The 16,999-nt window shown below is 45.3% G+C and carries 16 protein-coding genes; all 16 read left to right on the forward strand.

Annotation, left to right across the window (positions count from 1 at the left end; genetic code table 11):
- The first annotated feature begins 69 nt into the window (after positions 1 to 69).
- The 16 genes from GWC95_RS04080 to asnB are packed head-to-tail and all read left to right on the forward strand — an operon-like array spanning position 70 to position 16,971.
- Positions 70 to 1,152: a glycosyltransferase family protein gene (locus GWC95_RS04080; RefSeq protein WP_394351242.1), complete on the forward strand. Its 1,083-nt coding sequence runs from the start codon at positions 70 to 72 to the stop codon at positions 1,150 to 1,152.
- Positions 1,149 to 2,879 carry an LIC12162 family transferase gene (locus GWC95_RS04085; protein WP_161817385.1) on the forward strand — a complete coding sequence of 577 codons (1,731 nt, stop codon included), beginning with the start codon at positions 1,149 to 1,151 and terminating at the stop codon, positions 2,877 to 2,879. The genes GWC95_RS04080 and GWC95_RS04085 overlap by 4 nt, the downstream gene beginning before the upstream one ends.
- Positions 2,880 to 2,882: 3 nt before the next feature.
- Positions 2,883 to 3,659, forward strand: a complete 777-nt coding sequence (locus GWC95_RS04090; RefSeq protein ID WP_161817386.1) for a class I SAM-dependent methyltransferase — start codon at positions 2,883 to 2,885, stop codon at positions 3,657 to 3,659.
- Between the two features lie 21 nt (positions 3,660 to 3,680).
- Positions 3,681 to 5,297 carry a GMC family oxidoreductase gene (locus tag GWC95_RS04095; RefSeq protein WP_161817387.1) on the forward strand — a complete coding sequence of 539 codons (1,617 nt, stop codon included), beginning with the start codon at positions 3,681 to 3,683 and terminating at the stop codon, positions 5,295 to 5,297.
- Positions 5,298 to 5,305: 8 nt separating this feature from the next.
- Positions 5,306 to 5,905 carry an acyltransferase gene (locus tag GWC95_RS19950; protein ID WP_161817388.1) on the forward strand — a complete coding sequence of 200 codons (600 nt, stop codon included), beginning with the start codon at positions 5,306 to 5,308 and terminating at the stop codon, positions 5,903 to 5,905.
- A gap of 8 nt (positions 5,906 to 5,913) precedes the next feature.
- Positions 5,914 to 7,107, forward strand: coding sequence for a glycosyltransferase (locus tag GWC95_RS04105; RefSeq protein ID WP_161817389.1), 1,194 nt, complete (start codon positions 5,914 to 5,916; stop codon positions 7,105 to 7,107).
- Positions 7,108 to 7,127: 20 nt separating this feature from the next.
- Positions 7,128 to 8,228 (forward strand): CDP-glucose 4,6-dehydratase, encoded by a 1,101-nt coding sequence (gene rfbG, locus GWC95_RS04110; protein ID WP_161817390.1) that lies wholly within the window; start codon positions 7,128 to 7,130, stop codon positions 8,226 to 8,228.
- On the forward strand, positions 8,216 to 8,635 hold the full coding sequence (locus tag GWC95_RS04115; protein WP_161817391.1) for a dTDP-4-dehydrorhamnose 3,5-epimerase: 420 nt from the start codon (positions 8,216 to 8,218) through the stop codon (positions 8,633 to 8,635). Before rfbG ends, GWC95_RS04115 begins: the two co-directional genes overlap by 13 nt.
- 5 nt (positions 8,636 to 8,640) lie before the next feature.
- Entirely contained in the window at positions 8,641 to 9,405 is a 765-nt protein-coding gene (gene rfbF, locus GWC95_RS04120; protein ID WP_161817392.1) for a glucose-1-phosphate cytidylyltransferase, read from the forward strand.
- Complete coding sequence (locus GWC95_RS04125) at positions 9,393 to 10,346, forward strand: NAD-dependent epimerase/dehydratase family protein (protein WP_161817393.1); 954 nt, start codon at positions 9,393 to 9,395, stop codon at positions 10,344 to 10,346. Before rfbF ends, GWC95_RS04125 begins: the two co-directional genes overlap by 13 nt.
- Positions 10,343 to 11,242, forward strand: a complete 900-nt coding sequence (locus GWC95_RS04130; protein WP_161817394.1) for a glycosyltransferase family 2 protein — start codon at positions 10,343 to 10,345, stop codon at positions 11,240 to 11,242. Before GWC95_RS04125 ends, GWC95_RS04130 begins: the two co-directional genes overlap by 4 nt.
- Positions 11,239 to 12,351 (forward strand): hypothetical protein, encoded by a 1,113-nt coding sequence (locus tag GWC95_RS04135; RefSeq protein ID WP_161817395.1) that lies wholly within the window; start codon positions 11,239 to 11,241, stop codon positions 12,349 to 12,351. Before GWC95_RS04130 ends, GWC95_RS04135 begins: the two co-directional genes overlap by 4 nt.
- A gap of 31 nt (positions 12,352 to 12,382) precedes the next feature.
- Positions 12,383 to 13,096 carry a nucleotidyltransferase family protein gene (locus GWC95_RS04140; protein ID WP_161817396.1) on the forward strand — a complete coding sequence of 238 codons (714 nt, stop codon included), beginning with the start codon at positions 12,383 to 12,385 and terminating at the stop codon, positions 13,094 to 13,096.
- Positions 13,089 to 13,958, forward strand: a complete 870-nt coding sequence (locus tag GWC95_RS04145; RefSeq protein WP_161817397.1) for an NAD-dependent epimerase/dehydratase family protein — start codon at positions 13,089 to 13,091, stop codon at positions 13,956 to 13,958. Before GWC95_RS04140 ends, GWC95_RS04145 begins: the two co-directional genes overlap by 8 nt.
- Positions 13,958 to 15,055: a glycosyltransferase gene (locus GWC95_RS04150; protein ID WP_161817398.1), complete on the forward strand. Its 1,098-nt coding sequence runs from the start codon at positions 13,958 to 13,960 to the stop codon at positions 15,053 to 15,055. Before GWC95_RS04145 ends, GWC95_RS04150 begins: the two co-directional genes overlap by 1 nt.
- A gap of 17 nt (positions 15,056 to 15,072) precedes the next feature.
- Positions 15,073 to 16,971, forward strand: coding sequence for an asparagine synthase (glutamine-hydrolyzing) (gene asnB / locus GWC95_RS04155; RefSeq protein WP_161817399.1), 1,899 nt, complete (start codon positions 15,073 to 15,075; stop codon positions 16,969 to 16,971).
- Positions 16,972 to 16,999 lie beyond the last annotated feature (28 nt).

A 16,999-nucleotide genomic window follows, 5' to 3' on the forward strand; every position in this document is an offset into this window, starting at 1 on the left:
AGAAGAAATTTTGGCCTATTCATTAAAGTATTGAAGCCACGAAAAATATTTATCATTGGGCAGATAGATATGATTTATAATGAGCGAATCATTAAGGAGGCGAAAGCGGGCGAGCTGGAAGTACACTTTATGCCTGCAGAGGGCTTCGCTTATGATTCGGAGTATGTGGTAATGTACCCCGCGAAAAACGATTATGATTTTCTCAAGTCAGTTTTTTTCTGGGGTAAGAATTCATTGGGCTGGTTCGTAAAAAATCGCAATATAGATGACACCGAAAAATTGATACAGGCTGGATATTCCCGTCTGCCTATCGCCACAGCCTATAGTGAAGTTGTAAAGAAGGATACAAAAAAAGTCGGCTTTATCGGGCGTTTTCCTGCGGTAAATGACCTTTACAAAAGAAGTGTAATGAGCTTTTACCTGGTAGAAGAACTTGCTGAAAACCGTTACAAAACAATGGCCCGCCTCGATGCGGAATCGAAAGCGATCAATGCCTACCTTGACTTTTTTGAAAAGATCATTCAGCAAACGGATTATACGATCAGCCTGCGCCCACACCCGAATGAAAACCTTAATACCTATGCTGCGCTGAAAAAAAAGTATGGAGAACGGTTTGAGATCAATAACGATTTCGATGTGGCGGAGTGGATGTCTGAATGCAGGGCGATTGTAGGATTGGCGAGCTCATCATATATAGACGCCTACCTGGTTAAAACCCCGGTCATCTGCCTGGATGTACTCCTTGGCTCCAGCAAAAGCACGCTCCAGTTTGATCCGGGTCTCGAATGGATGTATGAAAGTTGCTATTTGCCTGAGACAATAGAAGAAGCCATGCAGTTGCTTGTCCAGGAAAACCTGCCTCCCGTGGCAAAACAAAGATTCGTTGATTTGATTGAAAACGATTTTAAAGGGAACAGCGAACTTGTGTTCGACACAGTAACCGATAAGATTATGGAGACACCCAGGAAGAACAGCCCGCTGGATGGATTGTATCTGCTGGGAATGCATGTGTTCGACATGGCCCTCGCAACAAGGCATAAAATAAAAAAGAATACGGCACTGCAATTTGATTTTTCCTATTATTATCACCCGTTATCGCTGAATCTGAAAGCGATCGCACAACGCATCAGAAAAAAATTAAGGGCTGAATGATAAGGGGAAAAAAATTAGTTACAACCGGATTTTTTCCTGAATCTGTACAGCAAGATGATTTGATTTTTGCCGCCGACTGGTGTTTCAACGGAAACCAGGAAATGGAGGAACAGTTCAAAGGAAAAGTACTTCAGTATCCGGTTAAACCCCAGGACGCCGTTGAGATCAGGGAAATTATTTTGCAGGTATACCTGGTTTTGCTTAGCAGGCTGACCTGTGTTTATAATGAACGATTCGGCATAAAAAAACCTGAAAAATATTACGAGCTGCTTTTGGGCAGGTGGTTATACCATTTCCTTCATAACGTGTATGAGCGAATGGCACTTTTGAATGCTGCGGTTAAAGAACATCATCCTGTGCGTACAGATGTTTGTGCACCATCTATCGCGTTTTCTTTCGATTCAGACGACTATAACCAGAAAACTTACCTTTCGCATACATTCAATCTTCGTTTGTTCTCTGCCGTAGCGAGGCATATTGACGGGATCAATTTCAATGTTATTGAAACACCAGAAACAGACATAGGATGGATAAGATCACAAGCTTCAGGGAGAGAAAAGCTTGCATCGGTGTATCAGAATTTTTTGTGCGCGGTCAACAGGATTTTTACAAAAAAACTGATCCTTGTTGTATCTCCTTATTATCCCAGCAACACATTTATAAACAGTCTTTGGTTTTTCTGGAAAAGTAAGTTCAGGGTGGTGCATTATAGGTTCAATCGCGTTCTTTCCACTCCCGAAGCTACAGATGCAGCGCTGCGTAATAAAATGGCTGATAAGATAAAAATGGACAATGAAGATTCGCTGCTCACAATAGCTTCCTCTATTCTTTTTTCATTTATACCGCATTCGTTTCTTGAGAATTTTCAAAAATTGCGTGAGGAAGCAATACAATGGCATAGAAAGAACCCAAACCTGCAGGTGTTGTTTACAGCAAATGCCATACATACTGAAGAGAGATTCAAATACCTGACGGCGGAGGCGCCGAAAGCAGAACTCTGGATCTCGCAACATGGTTTTGGTTACGGGGTAAATAAGGTGTTATCCAGCGAAGAATATGAAAGAAAGGCAGCCACCCGTTATTTTACATGGGGCTGGGGAAAAGATGTATTGCCCAATGCTAAACTCGTGCCTCCCGGGAACATAAGCTATAAAGAAAAATCGAGGATTCTTTTTACTTTCCCAACGATAAGCGAATATTCAGGTCTTTTGGAAACGCCAATGGTATATTCATACGATCTTCCCCACTATATTCAGCTTTCTGACTCAGTGATGGAGGGTTTGGAAAAAGAGCAGAGGGAAGCGGTTTATATACGCCAGTTGAAGCGCACTGGTCTTCGTTACCTGCCTATGCCCGCTGATCTGAAAATTGACCAGGTCCCGGATTTTCATAGCAGTCTTGTTAATGCCAGGATTCATTTATCCAATCATTTTGGAACACCTTTCCTTGAGTCGCTGGCATGGAATATCCCCACCGTGATCATACACCCACCGCTGGAAGGCTACCTTCGTGAAGACGCGATACCGGATTTTGAAAAATTGCAGCGGGCAAAAATCATCTTTACAGATCCATCCGAAGCAGCGAACCATCTCAACGAGGTATACAACGATATTGACGGCTGGTGGCAGAGCGAGAACGTTCAGCAGGCCGTAAAATCATTTATTTATAAATATGCCCGACCTCACCAGCAATGGCGATCTGTCTGGCTGAGAACATTTTTACAATAACACATGAAAGAGAAAATCCAGGAGATATACAACAACAATGAGTATATCTCTCACAACCCGGATCTGCATTCGGAAGATTCAGAATACAAGTTTTCACAGTTTGCAGATATGCTCGGTAAACTGGAAATCAAAAATGGCCGGATCAAAATACTTGATGTTGGCGGTGGGGCTGGTATTCTTGGTAAAATGGTCGCTGTTTTTTTCAAGGAGAAAGGGATTACGGTAGATTTTAACACGCTTGATCTTTCTGCAGAAATGCTCAGGATACAAAAAATCAATCATCCCGAAATCAATGAAAGCTGGAACTGTACACTGGAAGAATGCCCGGAAAACGATTTTGACCTTGTATTGATGATCGATGTGATCGAACACATACCGGATAGTGAATCGGCAGCCGATGCGCTAAACAATATCGGGAGATATATTCTTTACAACATCCCCGTGCAGTTGAACCTGTTCGATGGGCTTCGCAACATGGCGAATAAATTCAGGTACTACGCAGAACAGACCCGTATATTGGGCCATGTTCATTTCTTTACAGTGGCGTCTGCCCGTCGTTTCCTTGCAAAAAAACACAGGATCGTAACAAGCGCATTCAGACCCTACTGCTTTATGCTGCTGAATTCGACGTACCCCGGTTATGTTGAAATGAGAAAAAGTAAAACCCGTTTGACAGAGATAAAAATATCCTGCTGGATAGCCAGAAACATGAAGAGGCTGAGCGGATGGATGGTGCAGGGCTCAATGTTTGGGCTGGTAAAGTCAACAAAGAACAAATGATAGAAACCAAGGAGAGCGATTATGAATAACAGGTTCGACTATATTATCGCAGGTGCCGGCTCGGCAGGTGCTGCATTGGCTGCGCGTGTTGCGGAAAACGGCAAGCATTCTGTGCTGTTGATTGAAGCGGGTGGCAAACCGGACAACATCTGGTTTAAAGTTCCGCTGGGAATCGGAAAGTTGCTCCACCGCGAAAAATACGTTTGGAAATTTTTCACTGAAGAAATAAAGGGCATCAACCAGCGTAGGGTTTACATGCCGCAGGGCCGTATTCTCGGAGGGTCGAGTACGGTAAACGGGATGGTATATGTGCGCGGCCTTCCTTCTAAATTCGATGAGTGGGCAAGTAATGGATGTGCGGGCTGGAGTTTTAAAGACGTTCTTCCTTATTTTAAGAGAATGGAGGATTTTCCGGGTGGCGATCCTGCGTACAGGGGAGTGGGAGGGCCGTTTAAAATCACCGAGATCAAACGCCGCGATGTGCTTAGCGAAGCATTTCGTGAATCTTGCCTCCAGGCGGGTTATCCTGCCGTGGCCGATTACAATGCTGTAAACGGGGAAGGTGTTGGTTATCTTCAATTGAATACCCGCAATGGACTCCGTGAGAGCACGGTTACATCTTATCTTGATAAAGTAAGGAAAAACAAAAACCTCGAAATAAGAAGCAACACACTGGTAGAAAAAATCCTGGTAAAGAATAAACAGGCCATAGGAGTGCGGTTGAGCACAAAGGGTGGCAACGCTTACGAAGTATACGCAGATAAGGAAGTGATCCTTTCTGCGGGCGCCATCAATACACCCAAACTGCTGGAGTTGTCTGGTATCGGCAATGCAGCTTTGCTTACAAAACTTGGCATACCGGTTGTGCACGACCTGCCCGGCGTTGGCGAAAATTTCCAGGATCATATCAATGTACGCGCCGCTTACGAATCAAAAGGCTCGTTAACCATTAATGATGCACTGAACAGCAAATGGAAAGGGTTTCAGCTCGGTCTCAGGTATATATTACACCGCGATGGATTGCTTGCAACGCCATCTGCAACCATACAGGCAATGTTGCGAAGCGATTCTTCACTCAAAGAGCCGGACATAAAAATACAACTGGTGCACCTGAGCGAACAAGGGCGTTTCGGCGTTGCGCACAATTCGGGCGTAGATAAATTCTCCGGATTTTCAATCGGGGCATACCAGCTCTTTCCTAAATCAGTGGGAACGGTCCACATCAAATCTGCCTTGCATACCGATGATCCGGCAATACGCCCCAATTATCTTGATCATCCTGAAGATGTAGACACCATGCTCAAGGCAGTGAAAGTGGCAAGACATGTAGCCACGCAACCTGCGCTCAAGCGGTTTGTATTGCAGGAATTAAGGCCGGGCGTTAACATGACCAACAACGAGGAACTGGTTTCCTATATGCGCGAAGTTGGACAAACCACTTATCATGGAATCGGTACTTGCAAAATGGGAAATGATCCAATGTCGGTGGTGGATCATAAACTGCGTGTTCATGGCATCGGAAATTTGCGTATTGCCGATGCTTCGGTTATGCCGATACTCGTGGCATCTAATACCAATGCAGCTGCGATCATGATCGGAGAAAAAGCTGCTGACATCATTCTGGAAAAAAGTTTGTGATACCGGCCATGAAGAAATTATTATTTGCCATCTATCGTTGGCCTGCACAGATTGCTTTTGTACTGCATAGCAAAAAAATGCGTTCAAGATGCCAGGCAAAAAAAAGCAGCCTACTTTATCCCAGCTGTATAATCAATAATCCGCAAAGCAACCGCAATGCGATATCGATCGGGGAGTATACGGTTGTTCTCGGGCAGTTGTTGGTTCTTACACACTCCGGCAAAATTAGTGTAGGTGATTGTAGTTACGTCGCAGATAATACAAAAATATGGTCGGGTAACTCTATCAGTATCGGCGACCGGGTTTTTATCTCATTTGGCGTGAATATTCACGATTATGATGCGCATTCAATTTCCGCAAAGAACCGGCACGAACAGTTTAAGGATATTTTTATAACAGGTAGATTGTTGCCATTGGGTGATATCAAGAGCAAACCAATTGTTATTGAAGATGATGCCTGGGTGGGCTTTAATGCCAGCATCCTGAAAGGCGTTACGATAGGGAGAGGGGCGATCGTGGCTGCGGGCGCGGTGGTTACGCATGATGTTGAACCCTTTACAATAGTAGCCGGAAACCCAGCGCGCACGGTTGGCAAAGCAAGCGAATAGTTTTTGATATGAGCAGGTTGATTTTTTTTGTAGAAAGCTATACCGCCGGCGGCTCAGACCAGGTTGCACGGGTACTACTGGAGAACCTCGCATGCGAAAAGATATACCTGATTGTAAACAGCAGCATCGACAAAAGGATCATTCTCGCACCCGGTTTGCCCGATCATGTATCCGTTTACACATACCATTTGGTTACGCCAATGGATATCGGCCTTTTTGCAAACAGGTTCCGGCACAACAAACTGATCTTTTTGACGCTGAAAGCATTTGATTATATTGTACGTTACCCCTTGTTACTGTTTTCCTTTTTTTACTTCCTGGTTTTTATGATGCGGTTTCGCGCCCATACCTTTATCGCTCACAATGGAGGATACCCGGGCGGCCTTTTTTGCGGAACAGCGGCTATGGCGTCTTACTTTTTACCCTCTGTAAAAAAACGGTTCTACGCTTTTCACAGCATGCCAAGACCGGTCGCAAAAAACCAATATTGGTTTGACCGGTTTTGGGACCATACGCTCGACAAACTGGTGACCTTCATTGCGGTTTCGAAAAAATCTGCTGAACAGATGAATGCGGTCCGGATGGTAAAACAGAAACCCATTTGCATTTACAATGGGTTAAAGCCCTCACCCCGAAAGGAATATGCCCATACACCGGTACTGAAGATCTTACACGTAGGATATTTTGATTACAACAAAAATCAGATGTTACTGGTAAAATGCATAGCCGGGTTGGTTCAATCAGGTATCATGAATATCGCGGTAACTTTTGTAGGAGATATTGACGAGCCGGCCGCACGAAAGGAAATAGACGAATATGTTGCCGCCACCGGCATCAGCAATTACCTGACGTTTACCGGTTTTCAGAAAAATGTCACGCCCTTTTATTTGTCGCACGATATTCTTGTGTCCACTTCAAAAATCGAAAGCTTTCCCATCGTGATACTCGAAGCGATGCGCGTGGGGATGCCCGTTGTGGCTACGAAGGCGGGTGGTGTTGCAGAACAGGTCAACGATGGAATAACCGGTTACCTGGTAAATTCCGACGACATTGCGGCAATGATGCTTTGCCTGCAGTCTTTCATAGACAACAGGCACCTGATACAAACGATGGGAAGTGCAGCGCATCATTTGTTTGAATCACAGTTTACAGTGAACCATATGATCTCGGAATATGATCATTATCTTGGATTAAAAAATTAACTATACAGATATCCTCCGTTATGAACGAATTAGAAAAGATCTTTAAAGGAAAAGTTGTCGTTATTACCGGCCATACTGGCTTCAAAGGAAGTTGGTTATCGCTTTGGCTGCATTCACTGGGCGCATCTGTGGTGGGGTTGGCAAATGGTGTTCCCGGAAATCCGGCTCATTTTGATGTGATTGGCCTGCACAAAGACATCAAAGATACAAGGGCCGACGTGCGTTGCGCAAAAGATGTTGAAAAGATCATCGTGGATGCGCAACCGGATTTTGTTTTCCACCTGGCGGCGCAGGCACTCGTCCGTGATTCTTATACCAATCCCGCTGAAACCTGGGACACGAATGTAATGGGCACCTTGCATGTGATGGAAGCATTGCGCAAGCTGGACAAAAAATGTGTAGCCGTGATGATCACAAGCGATAAATGCTACGACAACGTAGAATGGATCTGGGGTTATCGTGAAACGGATGCGTTGGGCGGCCCCGATCCGTACAGCGCCTCAAAGGGAGCTGCCGAATTGGTAATCAAATCTCAAATCAAATCTTTTTTCTCTCACAAAGACAACAAAGTGATCATCGCTTCAGCCAGAGCGGGTAATGTGATTGGCGGAGGTGACTGGGCCGAAAACCGCATAGTTCCCGATTGTGTAAAAGCCTGGTCGAAGGATCAGACCGTTGAACTTCGCAACCCGTCTGCAACCAGGCCATGGCAGCTTGTTCTCGAACCACTAAGCGGCTATCTTACGCTCGCGGCGGCTATGTGGGGCAATGCGGCATTGCATGGGGAAGCTTTCAACTTTGGCCCATCGATTCTCCAGAACCATAGTGTTGGCGACCTGGTTGATCACATGGCTACCTTTTGGAAGCAGGTAAAATGGAAAGACATCTCGCAATCACACGAAGGGCCGTATGAATCTACCTTGCTGAAACTCAACTGCGATAAAGCATTGCATCACCTGAAATGGTGGGCGGCATTGGGATTTGAAGACACCGTGAAATTTACATCGGAATGGTATAAGGCATTTTACGAAAATGCCAAGGATATCCGGCAGGTGTCGTTGGATCAGATAAAATTGTATTCTTCCACAGCAAAACAAATGGGGCTATTATGGGCTCAGTAAAAGACAACATCATAGTAACGCCTTTAAAACAGATAGAAGTAAAGGGAGGTGATGTATGGCATGCATTTAAAAGGAGTGACCCCCAGTTTCGCGAATATGGTGAAGCTTACTTTTCCTGGGTAGAAGAAGGTGCGGTCAAGGCCTGGAAAAAACACAAGCGGATGACACTGAACCTGGTCGTTCCGGTAGGAACTGTCCGTTTTGTAATGATGACAGGGCAGAACGAATTTGTAACAGAAGACATCGGCGAGGCCCGCTATGCGCGTCTGACCGTTCCGCCGGGTTTGTGGTTTGGTTTCCAGGGATTGGGGCCGGGTAAAAGTCTTGTGCTTAATATTGCAGATATTGAGCACGATCCAGACGAAGTAGAACGAAGTTCTGTTAACGATATAAACTATAATTGGTAAACAATATGAAAGTAATACTACTCGCAGGTGGTTTTGGAACCAGGTTGGCCGAATATACCGGGCTTATTCCCAAACCTATGGTGCCTATCGGCGGCAAACCTATTTTATGGCACATCATGCAGACCTATTCAAGCTTCGGGCACAAAGATTTTTTTGTAGCCCTGGGTTATAAAGCGGAAGTGATACGCGAATATTTCTATAATTATAAAGCCCTCAACTCCGATTTTACAGTTGACCTTAAAACGGGCAGCGTAGACTCGCATCACCAGAACGATGTGGACTGGCGGGTTACTCTGGTAGATACAGGCGAAAAGACAATGACCGGCGGCCGTGTAAAACGGCTGAAGAATTTTATAGGCGATGAACCGTGTATGATTACTTATGGCGATGGCGTAGCGAATATCGATGTGGATGCGCTTTTGAGATTCCATAAGAACCATGGAAAAATGGTAACGGTGAGTGCTGTTCGCCCTGTTGCCCGTTTCGGAGAACTGGAGATCAATGGAGATACCGTGATCAGTTTCCAGGAAAAACCGCAGCTGCAGAAAGGCTGGATCAACGGCGGATATTTTGTTGTAGAGCCGGGATTTTTCGACCTGATTAAAGACGACCAGACCCTGCTTGAGCGTGAACCACTTGAAACGGCGGCCGCACAAGGGCAACTCATGGCCTACAAACACGAAGATTTTTGGCATTGTATGGATACCAAACGTGATCATGAGTTGCTTGAATCATTATGGTTATCCGGTAAAGCGCCATGGAAAATATAAACGCACCCCGCAAGCATGTTCTCGTAACCGGCGGCCTCGGTTTCCTGGGTGCGCGTATTGCGCAGTATTTATCTGCTGTTTATGAAATTACCCTCGCCACTTCCCGTACCGGGCAAGAGATCACTCCGCCGTTTTCTTTGCGGTATGTAAACTGGGATGACCCTGCATCGCTCGAAAGAGCTTGCGCCGGTGTTGATTATGTAATTCATACGGCTGGCGTTAATGCACCCGACTCAATGGAAAACCCGGAACTCGCGCTGCTGATCAACGGTGTTGGTACACTTCGGTTGGTAAAGGCCGCAAAAAAAGCCGGAGTACAAAAGATCGTATATTTTTCTACTGCACACGTATACCGCCAACCACTCACCGGCACAATAACCGAAGATACCTGCACACTGAATCTCCATCCTTATGCTACAAGTCACCGGGCCGGAGAAGACGCAGTGCTCGCTGCCTCAGAACGAAATTTTACAACTGTCGTAATCCGGCTGTCCAATTCGTTTGGCGAGCCGGTATATGCCGCTAACAACTGCTGGTCGCTTCTTGTCAACGGACTTTGCAAACAGGTGGTTGAAACAGGCCTGTTACAATTAACATCAACAGGCTTGCAGGAAAGAGATTTTATATCGATATCCAATGTTACCCGCGCCGTTTCGTTTTTGCTCGGTTCGGATCGCGTACAGGGAATCTATAACCTGGGGAGCGGTTCATCCGTTTCCGTTTTACAAATGGCACAACACATAGCCAGGCGTGTGAAACATGTATTGGGCTTCGATCCAATACTGCAGGTGCCCGCGGGTTCGAAGCAGGAACAGGTGGCGCCGCTGCAATTTAAAATAGAAAAATTGCGCGGTAGCGGTTTTGTCGTACAACACGATGTCGATGAAGAGGTTGACAAGCTGTTGCAATTCTGTGCGGCTCATTTTAAAAAAGCAGAATGATGAAAGAACCGCTGGTTTCTGTTGTTATTCCCACCTATAATCATGCACAGTTTATCGGCAATGCGATACAATCGGTGCTGGATCAGAAATATCAAAACTTCGAGGTCATTGTCGTTGACAATCATTCCACTGATCAGACCAACGAGGTGCTTCAGGCATTTGGCAACGCGGTGCGAATGATCAAAGTGCACAACAACGGCGTTATCGCAGTTTCCCGAAATGCCGGCATACGTGCCGCGCAGGGAAGCGTTGTTGCGTTTTTAGATTCTGATGATTGCTGGACAGCGGATAAACTGCATCGCTGTATAGAAAAAATAGATGTCGGCGCCGACATCGTTTTTCACGATATGGCCATAGAAGGAGAACGCAGCTTCTACCATCAGAGACGGTTGAAAGGCAGGAAAATGCTGAGCCCGGTGCTTACCGATCTGCTTGTGAACGGGAACGCTATCATCAATTCGACAGTAGTGGTGAAAAAAGACCTTCTCGAACAAATAGGGTATATATCCGAAGATGCGGAAATGGTAGCAGCGGAGGATTTCAATACATGGATTCGTATTGCAGCTGTTACCGAATCGTTCGTATACTTGCCGGTCATCCTGGGTTCATATAGGATACACTCTTCCGGGATGTCGAGAAAAGATATGTCGCAGCCCATGAAAAAAGCCACCGCCGCTTTTATGGACAGGCTCAGCGGAAAGCAACGCAACAAAGCAGAAGCAAGGATCGGTTATGCCCATGTAAGGTCCCTGTTTGTAAATGGAAAAGCGGCCAGGGTATCAATGACGGAACTGATGTTTATCGTACGCCATGGGCCATGGGCCATGAAAATAAAATCATTGTACATGATGCTAAACAGGTTGAGGCACAAGGAAGCCGTTAAAAAAGGGAAATGAGCAGGCGTATAAACGATTTTACAACCCTTTTTATCGTTCCGCTGATGATTCTCGTAGTTATGCTTGCAGGCACCACAATGAGTTTGTTACAGCATGCGGCAGAATTATTATTGCTCATCATCCTTGCCATTGGCATCTACTCTTACCGGCTTACGCGGGCCGAGATCATTTTGCTCATTACCTTTTGTTTTGCGCAAACAGGTTCTTTTTTTGTTAACGATCTTTCGATCTTCCTGCTTAATGCCAAACAGTTTGGACTCGGTATACTGTCACTCATTTATTTCAGGCGCAATGCTAAAGGTTCTGTTTTTTTATCGGCGGCCGTCGTCGTTTGTATATTTCTTGTTTTTTTTGAAAGCCTTACCGGCGCCTTCCCATTCGATATACGACCGATATTGTCTACAATGCGTGATTCCTATGGATCGCGGGCTATTGGCCTTTTCCTGAATTATCATTATACTTCATTTTTTCTCGGGATATTCTTTGTTGGATATACGATCAGGCGGAGGGCTTATTTTATCGATTTCCTTTCGTTGTGGTTCATCAGCGTTAAAACAAATGTGATCGGTTACGCACTGCAAAAAATATTTTCTTTCGCACAGAAACGTATAAAATTCCTGCAGTCGACCAAAGCAGTGGTGCTGCTGGCAATTGGCTGTATCATCTTTCTTATTACTTCTGTACTCGCTATTCTTGAACTTTTCAAAGAATACAATTACGGTTACAACAGTGCGTACGTAGTATTGACACAGTTCGTTGATCCCAGGTCATACCTGCAGGCCTTTTATATATTTCCTACAGATGTAGTAAAATACCTCGGTGAAGTGGCACTGTTCGATTACCCGGAACTTACAGATGTATCTTTCTCCGATCACGGAAGCGAATTGTCGATCGTGCGATTTCTCGTACAGGGCGGCGTATTTCTAGCAGCTTCTTTCCTGTACAATGTATTCAAAAACTTTACAAGGTTCCGGGTGTTTATTTTCATCAGCTTGTTCCATTACAGTTTCATATTGAGCCCGCTCATTGTTTACGTGATGTCTGTTTACGAGTTCGAAGGCGAACATGAAATGGAGCGGGAACTAAGGCTGCAGCAAGCCAGCATTTGATAAGTCTTCAATCAACCATAAATAAATTTACATGAACAAACATGCGATCATACTGGCTGGTGGAAAAGGTACACGTCTCAGGCCCTATACATGGGTGTTGCCAAAGCCGTTGATGCCTATTGGCGAACAACCGATACTTGAAGTGGTGATCAGGCAACTGGCGCATTATGGTTTCACAAAGATCACTATGGCGGTGAATCATCAGGCGGAACTGATCAAGGCTTTTTTTGGCGATGGCAAACGCTGGAACGTTGAGATCAGCTATTCGATGGAGAATGAACCACTGGGCACGATGGGGCCGCTACACCTGATCGATAACCTGCCCCAGAATTTTCTCATTATGAACGGCGACATCCTTACCGATATCGACTTTGCGGGGTTGTATAATGACCACATCGCCAATACAAGCCTGTTTACCATCTCGGGCTATCGCCGCCGGCAGAAAAACGATTATGGGGTATTGGATATCAATGAAGAGAACAGGCTGATAAACTTTAAAGAAAAACCCATAACCGATTTTCTCGTCAGCATGGGTATTTATGTTGCCAGCAAAGAAATACTGGAACACATACCGCGCAACCGGCCTTATGGGTTTGACCACCTTATGCATGATCTTATTGCTGCCGGAAAACCCGTTACCGTAAATGAGTTCAGCGGTTACTGGCTTGATATCGGCAGACCAGATGATTACATACAGGCGATCGAGGAATTTGAAACGCTGAAAAGTAAGTTCATACATGAGTAAAATACTGGTCACAGGCGCTTCCGGATTTATCGGTAAACGTCTGCTGGAAATGCTGAAGCAACACAACGACAACGAGGTGGTTGAATCGACCATCGATGTTTCGGATGCCAGGGCCTGGGAAGCGCTGCCTGCCTGCGATACAGTGATCCATCTCGCCGCAATGACCTTCGTTCCCGCCAGTTGGGAAAATCCTGTTTCCTTTTTTCAGACCAATGCCGCCGGAACGCTGCATGCATGTGAGTATTGCCGTAAACAAAAAGCCAGACTAATCGTAACAAGTGCCTATCTATATGGCATTCCGTCTTCCCTCCCCATTGCAGAAGATGCACCCATACACCCTAATAACCCCTATGCCTTCAGCAAAAAAACAGCAGAAGACATTTGTGGGTTTTACAATGAATTTTATAAAGTGCCCATCGTAATTGTCCGGCCTTTCAACATCTACGGGTACGGCCAAAAAGACATGTTCCTGATACCTTCCATTATCAAACAGTTGAAAGCGGGGGGAGCCATTTACATAAAAGACAAAACACCGCGCCGCGATTACATTTATGTAGACGATGTGGTGGCAATGATGCTTCAACTGCTGAATAAGCCAGTGTCATTCAATATTTTCAACATAGGCTCAGGCGAAAGTCATTCTCCGGAAGACATCATTGGCCTGATGCAGGAAATCGCAGGCACCGACCTGCCGGTTTTTTCTGAAGAGGTAGTAAGGCAGAACGAAATACCTGATACCATCGCAGACATGAGTAAGGCAAAAGAACTGCTGAACTGGGAACCTTCTTTTACGATCCGCAAGGGACTGGAAGATTATCTATCAAAAGAAAACATGTTTGCAAAACCGCAGAACGACCGTTGATGACCTCTACTAAATTTATCCTGGTTGGCGCCAGGCAGGACAAACATAACAAAAAGCATCCAGGAGGTGTTCTCACCCTGTCTGCCGGGCTGATCGATTATGCAACAGCGCATGGTTTTGAAATCGAGGTGATCGACACATACAGGTCGAGTTTCGACAAGTCAATCTCTTTTATTGATAACATGAAACAAGGTTTGCGAAGGATCAAAAGCCTTGTTCGACTTTTCAGGAACGAAAGCTTTGCAGGTGTGATCATTTTTTCGGGTGCCGGCGTGGGATTTTACGAGCGAATCGTGATGTCGCTGGTTTGCCGCTGGTATAAAACAAGAGATCTTTTCGTGATTGTAGACGGTTGGTTCTTGCAGGTAGAAAAGGCAGGATTTTTCAAACGTTCGGTGGTTAAATTACTCCTTAAAATTCCTTACAAACTGGGTGCCAGTGGAAAAAATTGGGCACGTTTTTTCCGGTCTTTGGAAGTACCGGACCATAAAATATTGGAGGTGAAATATTGGCTGCCAGCTTCGTTCACTGTTGCCGCTGTGCCCAAAACTGCACTGCCACAAAAACCGCTGAAATTTATTTTTATCGGGTGGATGATCAGGGAGAAAGGATTGAATGAAATTATTGGTTCGATAAGCGCCCTGTACAATAAGTATCCTTTCTCGTTTGTACTCATCGGAGGTGGCACGATGCTCGAAGAGGTCAGAACTGTCATCACCACGCAGCATTGGGAAGAAAGGGTCAGCGCACTGGGGTGGGTAGACGATGCCAAGTTTGAAAAAGAAATTTCATCTTCAGACATATTTGTGCTGCCAAGCTATGCAGAAGGGTTTCCAATGTCGCTGATCGAAGCGATGTCGAAAGGATTGCCAGCCATCTGTTCAAACGTGGGTGGAATATCGGACTCGGTCATTCATAAAGAAAACGGCTACCTGGTAACGCCCCGCAGTACAGAGGAACTGATTAGAGGGATGACTTATTATCTCGAATCGCCCGATCTGCGCCTTGAGCAGCATTCCCGCAAAACTCTTGATATTGTAAAACAAAACCACGATTGCGAAACCAATTGCCGACTTTATTTTGATACGTTCCGCTAACTTTTTAACATAAACACATGTGCGGTATTGCAGGTGGTATTGCCACCGAAAAAATTGATCTTGCAAAAGTTGTCTCCTGTATATCACACAGGGGGCCAGATTCCAGCGGTTGTTACCAGGATGACAAATTATTCCTTTGTCATACACGTTTGTCGATACAGGACCTGTCGGCCAACGCAAATCAACCGATGCATTCGAAAGATGGACGGCATGTGATCATCTTCAACGGAGAAATATACAACCATATGGAGGTGAGGGCCGGGTTAATGGGATCATACGAGTTCCATTCAACCGGTGATACAGAAACCGTTCTCTACGCATACATTCACTATGGGGCCGACTGTCTTAACAAACTCAACGGCATTTTTGCTTTTGCAGTGTATGATACCCATACCAGGGAACTGTTTGTGGCACGTGACCAGTTAGGTGTAAAACCGTTATACATCTACCATGATGACAGGATGCTCCTGTTTTCGTCGGAGATAAAAACATTTCTATCGTTCGATATAGACAGGAAAGTGAATGTTGCGTCATTTGTCAACTACCTTACTTTCCTTTGGTCGCCTGGAGAATTAACACCTTTTACCCGGGTAAAAAAGCTGTTACCAGGCCATTATTTTAAAACAGCTGTTAACCAGGCAATGGTTAACCCGGTAAAATATTACCAAATACCGTTCAACGGCGATTACAGCAAGGCTTCAGAAAGCGAGTTGATTGACCTGTTACAGGAAAAATTACGATCGGCTGTTAAAAGGCAGATGCTCTCTGATGTTCCGGTAGGTTTCTTTCTTTCGGGTGGCCTTGATTCGAGTATTATTGTGGCGCTTGCAAAAGAATTGTATCCTGATAAGAAATTTGCATGTTTCACGATAGACAGCAATGGCTGGAGCGAGGGAGTGGAAGATTTTGCGGATGACCTCGCATATGCGAAAAAAGTAGCCGGACACCTCGACGTGGACCTGCACATCGTAAAAGGAGACATCGATATTGTTAAGGATTTCGACAAAATGATATGGCACCTGGATGAACCACAGGCCGATGCTGCTCCCCTCAACGTGCTGAATATTTCCAGGCTGGCAAGAGAAACAGGGATCAAAGTGTTATTGGGCGGCACAGGAGGCGACGATGTGTTTTCCGGCTACAGGAGACACCAGGCGCTTGGGTATGAAAAGATGTTCGGGTTGCTTCCCGGGTTTGCGGGCAGGCTGTTGAAAGGAGTGCTGAAGTTTTTACCGGTATCGAATGCAAAGTTAAGGAGACTTAAAAAAATGGGTGAGGGACTGGGTAAAACGAAAGCTGAGCGTATGGCCGGTTACTTTAGCTGGCTACCTCTTACTACGGTAAAAAAATTGTTTAATAAAAAACAAAAAGACATCGTCGGTTCCTTTGATCCGCTCGCATACCTTACCGCACTCAATGCGGATATACCCCAGGAAAAAAATGACCTCAACCAAATGCTGCATTGGGAGTTGCGCAGTTTTTTGCCAGACCATAACCTGAATTATACCGATAAGATGGGCATGGCCGTAGCAGTGGAGATCCGTGTACCGTTTCTCGATCTTGAACTCATTTCCTTTGCAGCATCTTTGCCGCCGGAACTTAAGATGAAGGGCAATACGACAAAATACCTGCTGAAAAAAGTTGCTGAAAGGTATTTGCCGCATGATGTGATCTATCGACCCAAAACGGGTTTTGGCGCACCTGTCAGAAAATGGATAACGGAGGATATGGACGCGATCATCCGATCCCGTCTTTCTAAGGAAAACATTGACAGACAAGGTATTTTCGATTCAGATGCGGTATGGAGGCTGATAGAACAGAACAAAAACAAAAAAGTCGATGCATCGTATGCCATATGGTCCATACTCGCCATCGACAGTTGGCTTACCCAGTTTGCCGCGAAGGACGGGCATTAGACCGGTATACGTTATTTACAATTTACAA

Source organism: Sediminibacterium roseum, assembly GCF_009939005.1.
Lineage (GTDB): Bacteria > Bacteroidota > Bacteroidia > Chitinophagales > Chitinophagaceae > Sediminibacterium > Sediminibacterium roseum.

Coding starts and splice junctions, on each gene's coding strand:
- GWC95_RS04115 (WP_161817391.1), top strand. CDS start 8,216: ATGGGCTCAGTAAAAGACAACATCATAGTAACGCCTTTAAAACAGATA.
- GWC95_RS19950 (WP_161817388.1), top strand. CDS start 5,306: ATGAAGAAATTATTATTTGCCATCTATCGTTGGCCTGCACAGATTGCT.
- GWC95_RS04140 (WP_161817396.1), top strand. CDS start 12,383: ATGAACAAACATGCGATCATACTGGCTGGTGGAAAAGGTACACGTCTC.
- GWC95_RS04095 (WP_161817387.1), top strand. CDS start 3,681: ATGAATAACAGGTTCGACTATATTATCGCAGGTGCCGGCTCGGCAGGT.
- GWC95_RS04080 (WP_394351242.1), top strand. CDS start 70: ATGATTTATAATGAGCGAATCATTAAGGAGGCGAAAGCGGGCGAGCTG.
- GWC95_RS04135 (WP_161817395.1), top strand. CDS start 11,239: ATGAGCAGGCGTATAAACGATTTTACAACCCTTTTTATCGTTCCGCTG.
- rfbF (WP_161817392.1), top strand. CDS start 8,641: ATGAAAGTAATACTACTCGCAGGTGGTTTTGGAACCAGGTTGGCCGAA.
- GWC95_RS04130 (WP_161817394.1), top strand. CDS start 10,343: ATGATGAAAGAACCGCTGGTTTCTGTTGTTATTCCCACCTATAATCAT.
- GWC95_RS04125 (WP_161817393.1), top strand. CDS start 9,393: ATGGAAAATATAAACGCACCCCGCAAGCATGTTCTCGTAACCGGCGGC.
- GWC95_RS04090 (WP_161817386.1), top strand. CDS start 2,883: ATGAAAGAGAAAATCCAGGAGATATACAACAACAATGAGTATATCTCT.
- GWC95_RS04145 (WP_161817397.1), top strand. CDS start 13,089: ATGAGTAAAATACTGGTCACAGGCGCTTCCGGATTTATCGGTAAACGT.
- GWC95_RS04085 (WP_161817385.1), top strand. CDS start 1,149: ATGATAAGGGGAAAAAAATTAGTTACAACCGGATTTTTTCCTGAATCT.
- GWC95_RS04105 (WP_161817389.1), top strand. CDS start 5,914: ATGAGCAGGTTGATTTTTTTTGTAGAAAGCTATACCGCCGGCGGCTCA.
- asnB (WP_161817399.1), top strand. CDS start 15,073: ATGTGCGGTATTGCAGGTGGTATTGCCACCGAAAAAATTGATCTTGCA.
- GWC95_RS04150 (WP_161817398.1), top strand. CDS start 13,958: ATGACCTCTACTAAATTTATCCTGGTTGGCGCCAGGCAGGACAAACAT.
- rfbG (WP_161817390.1), top strand. CDS start 7,128: ATGAACGAATTAGAAAAGATCTTTAAAGGAAAAGTTGTCGTTATTACC.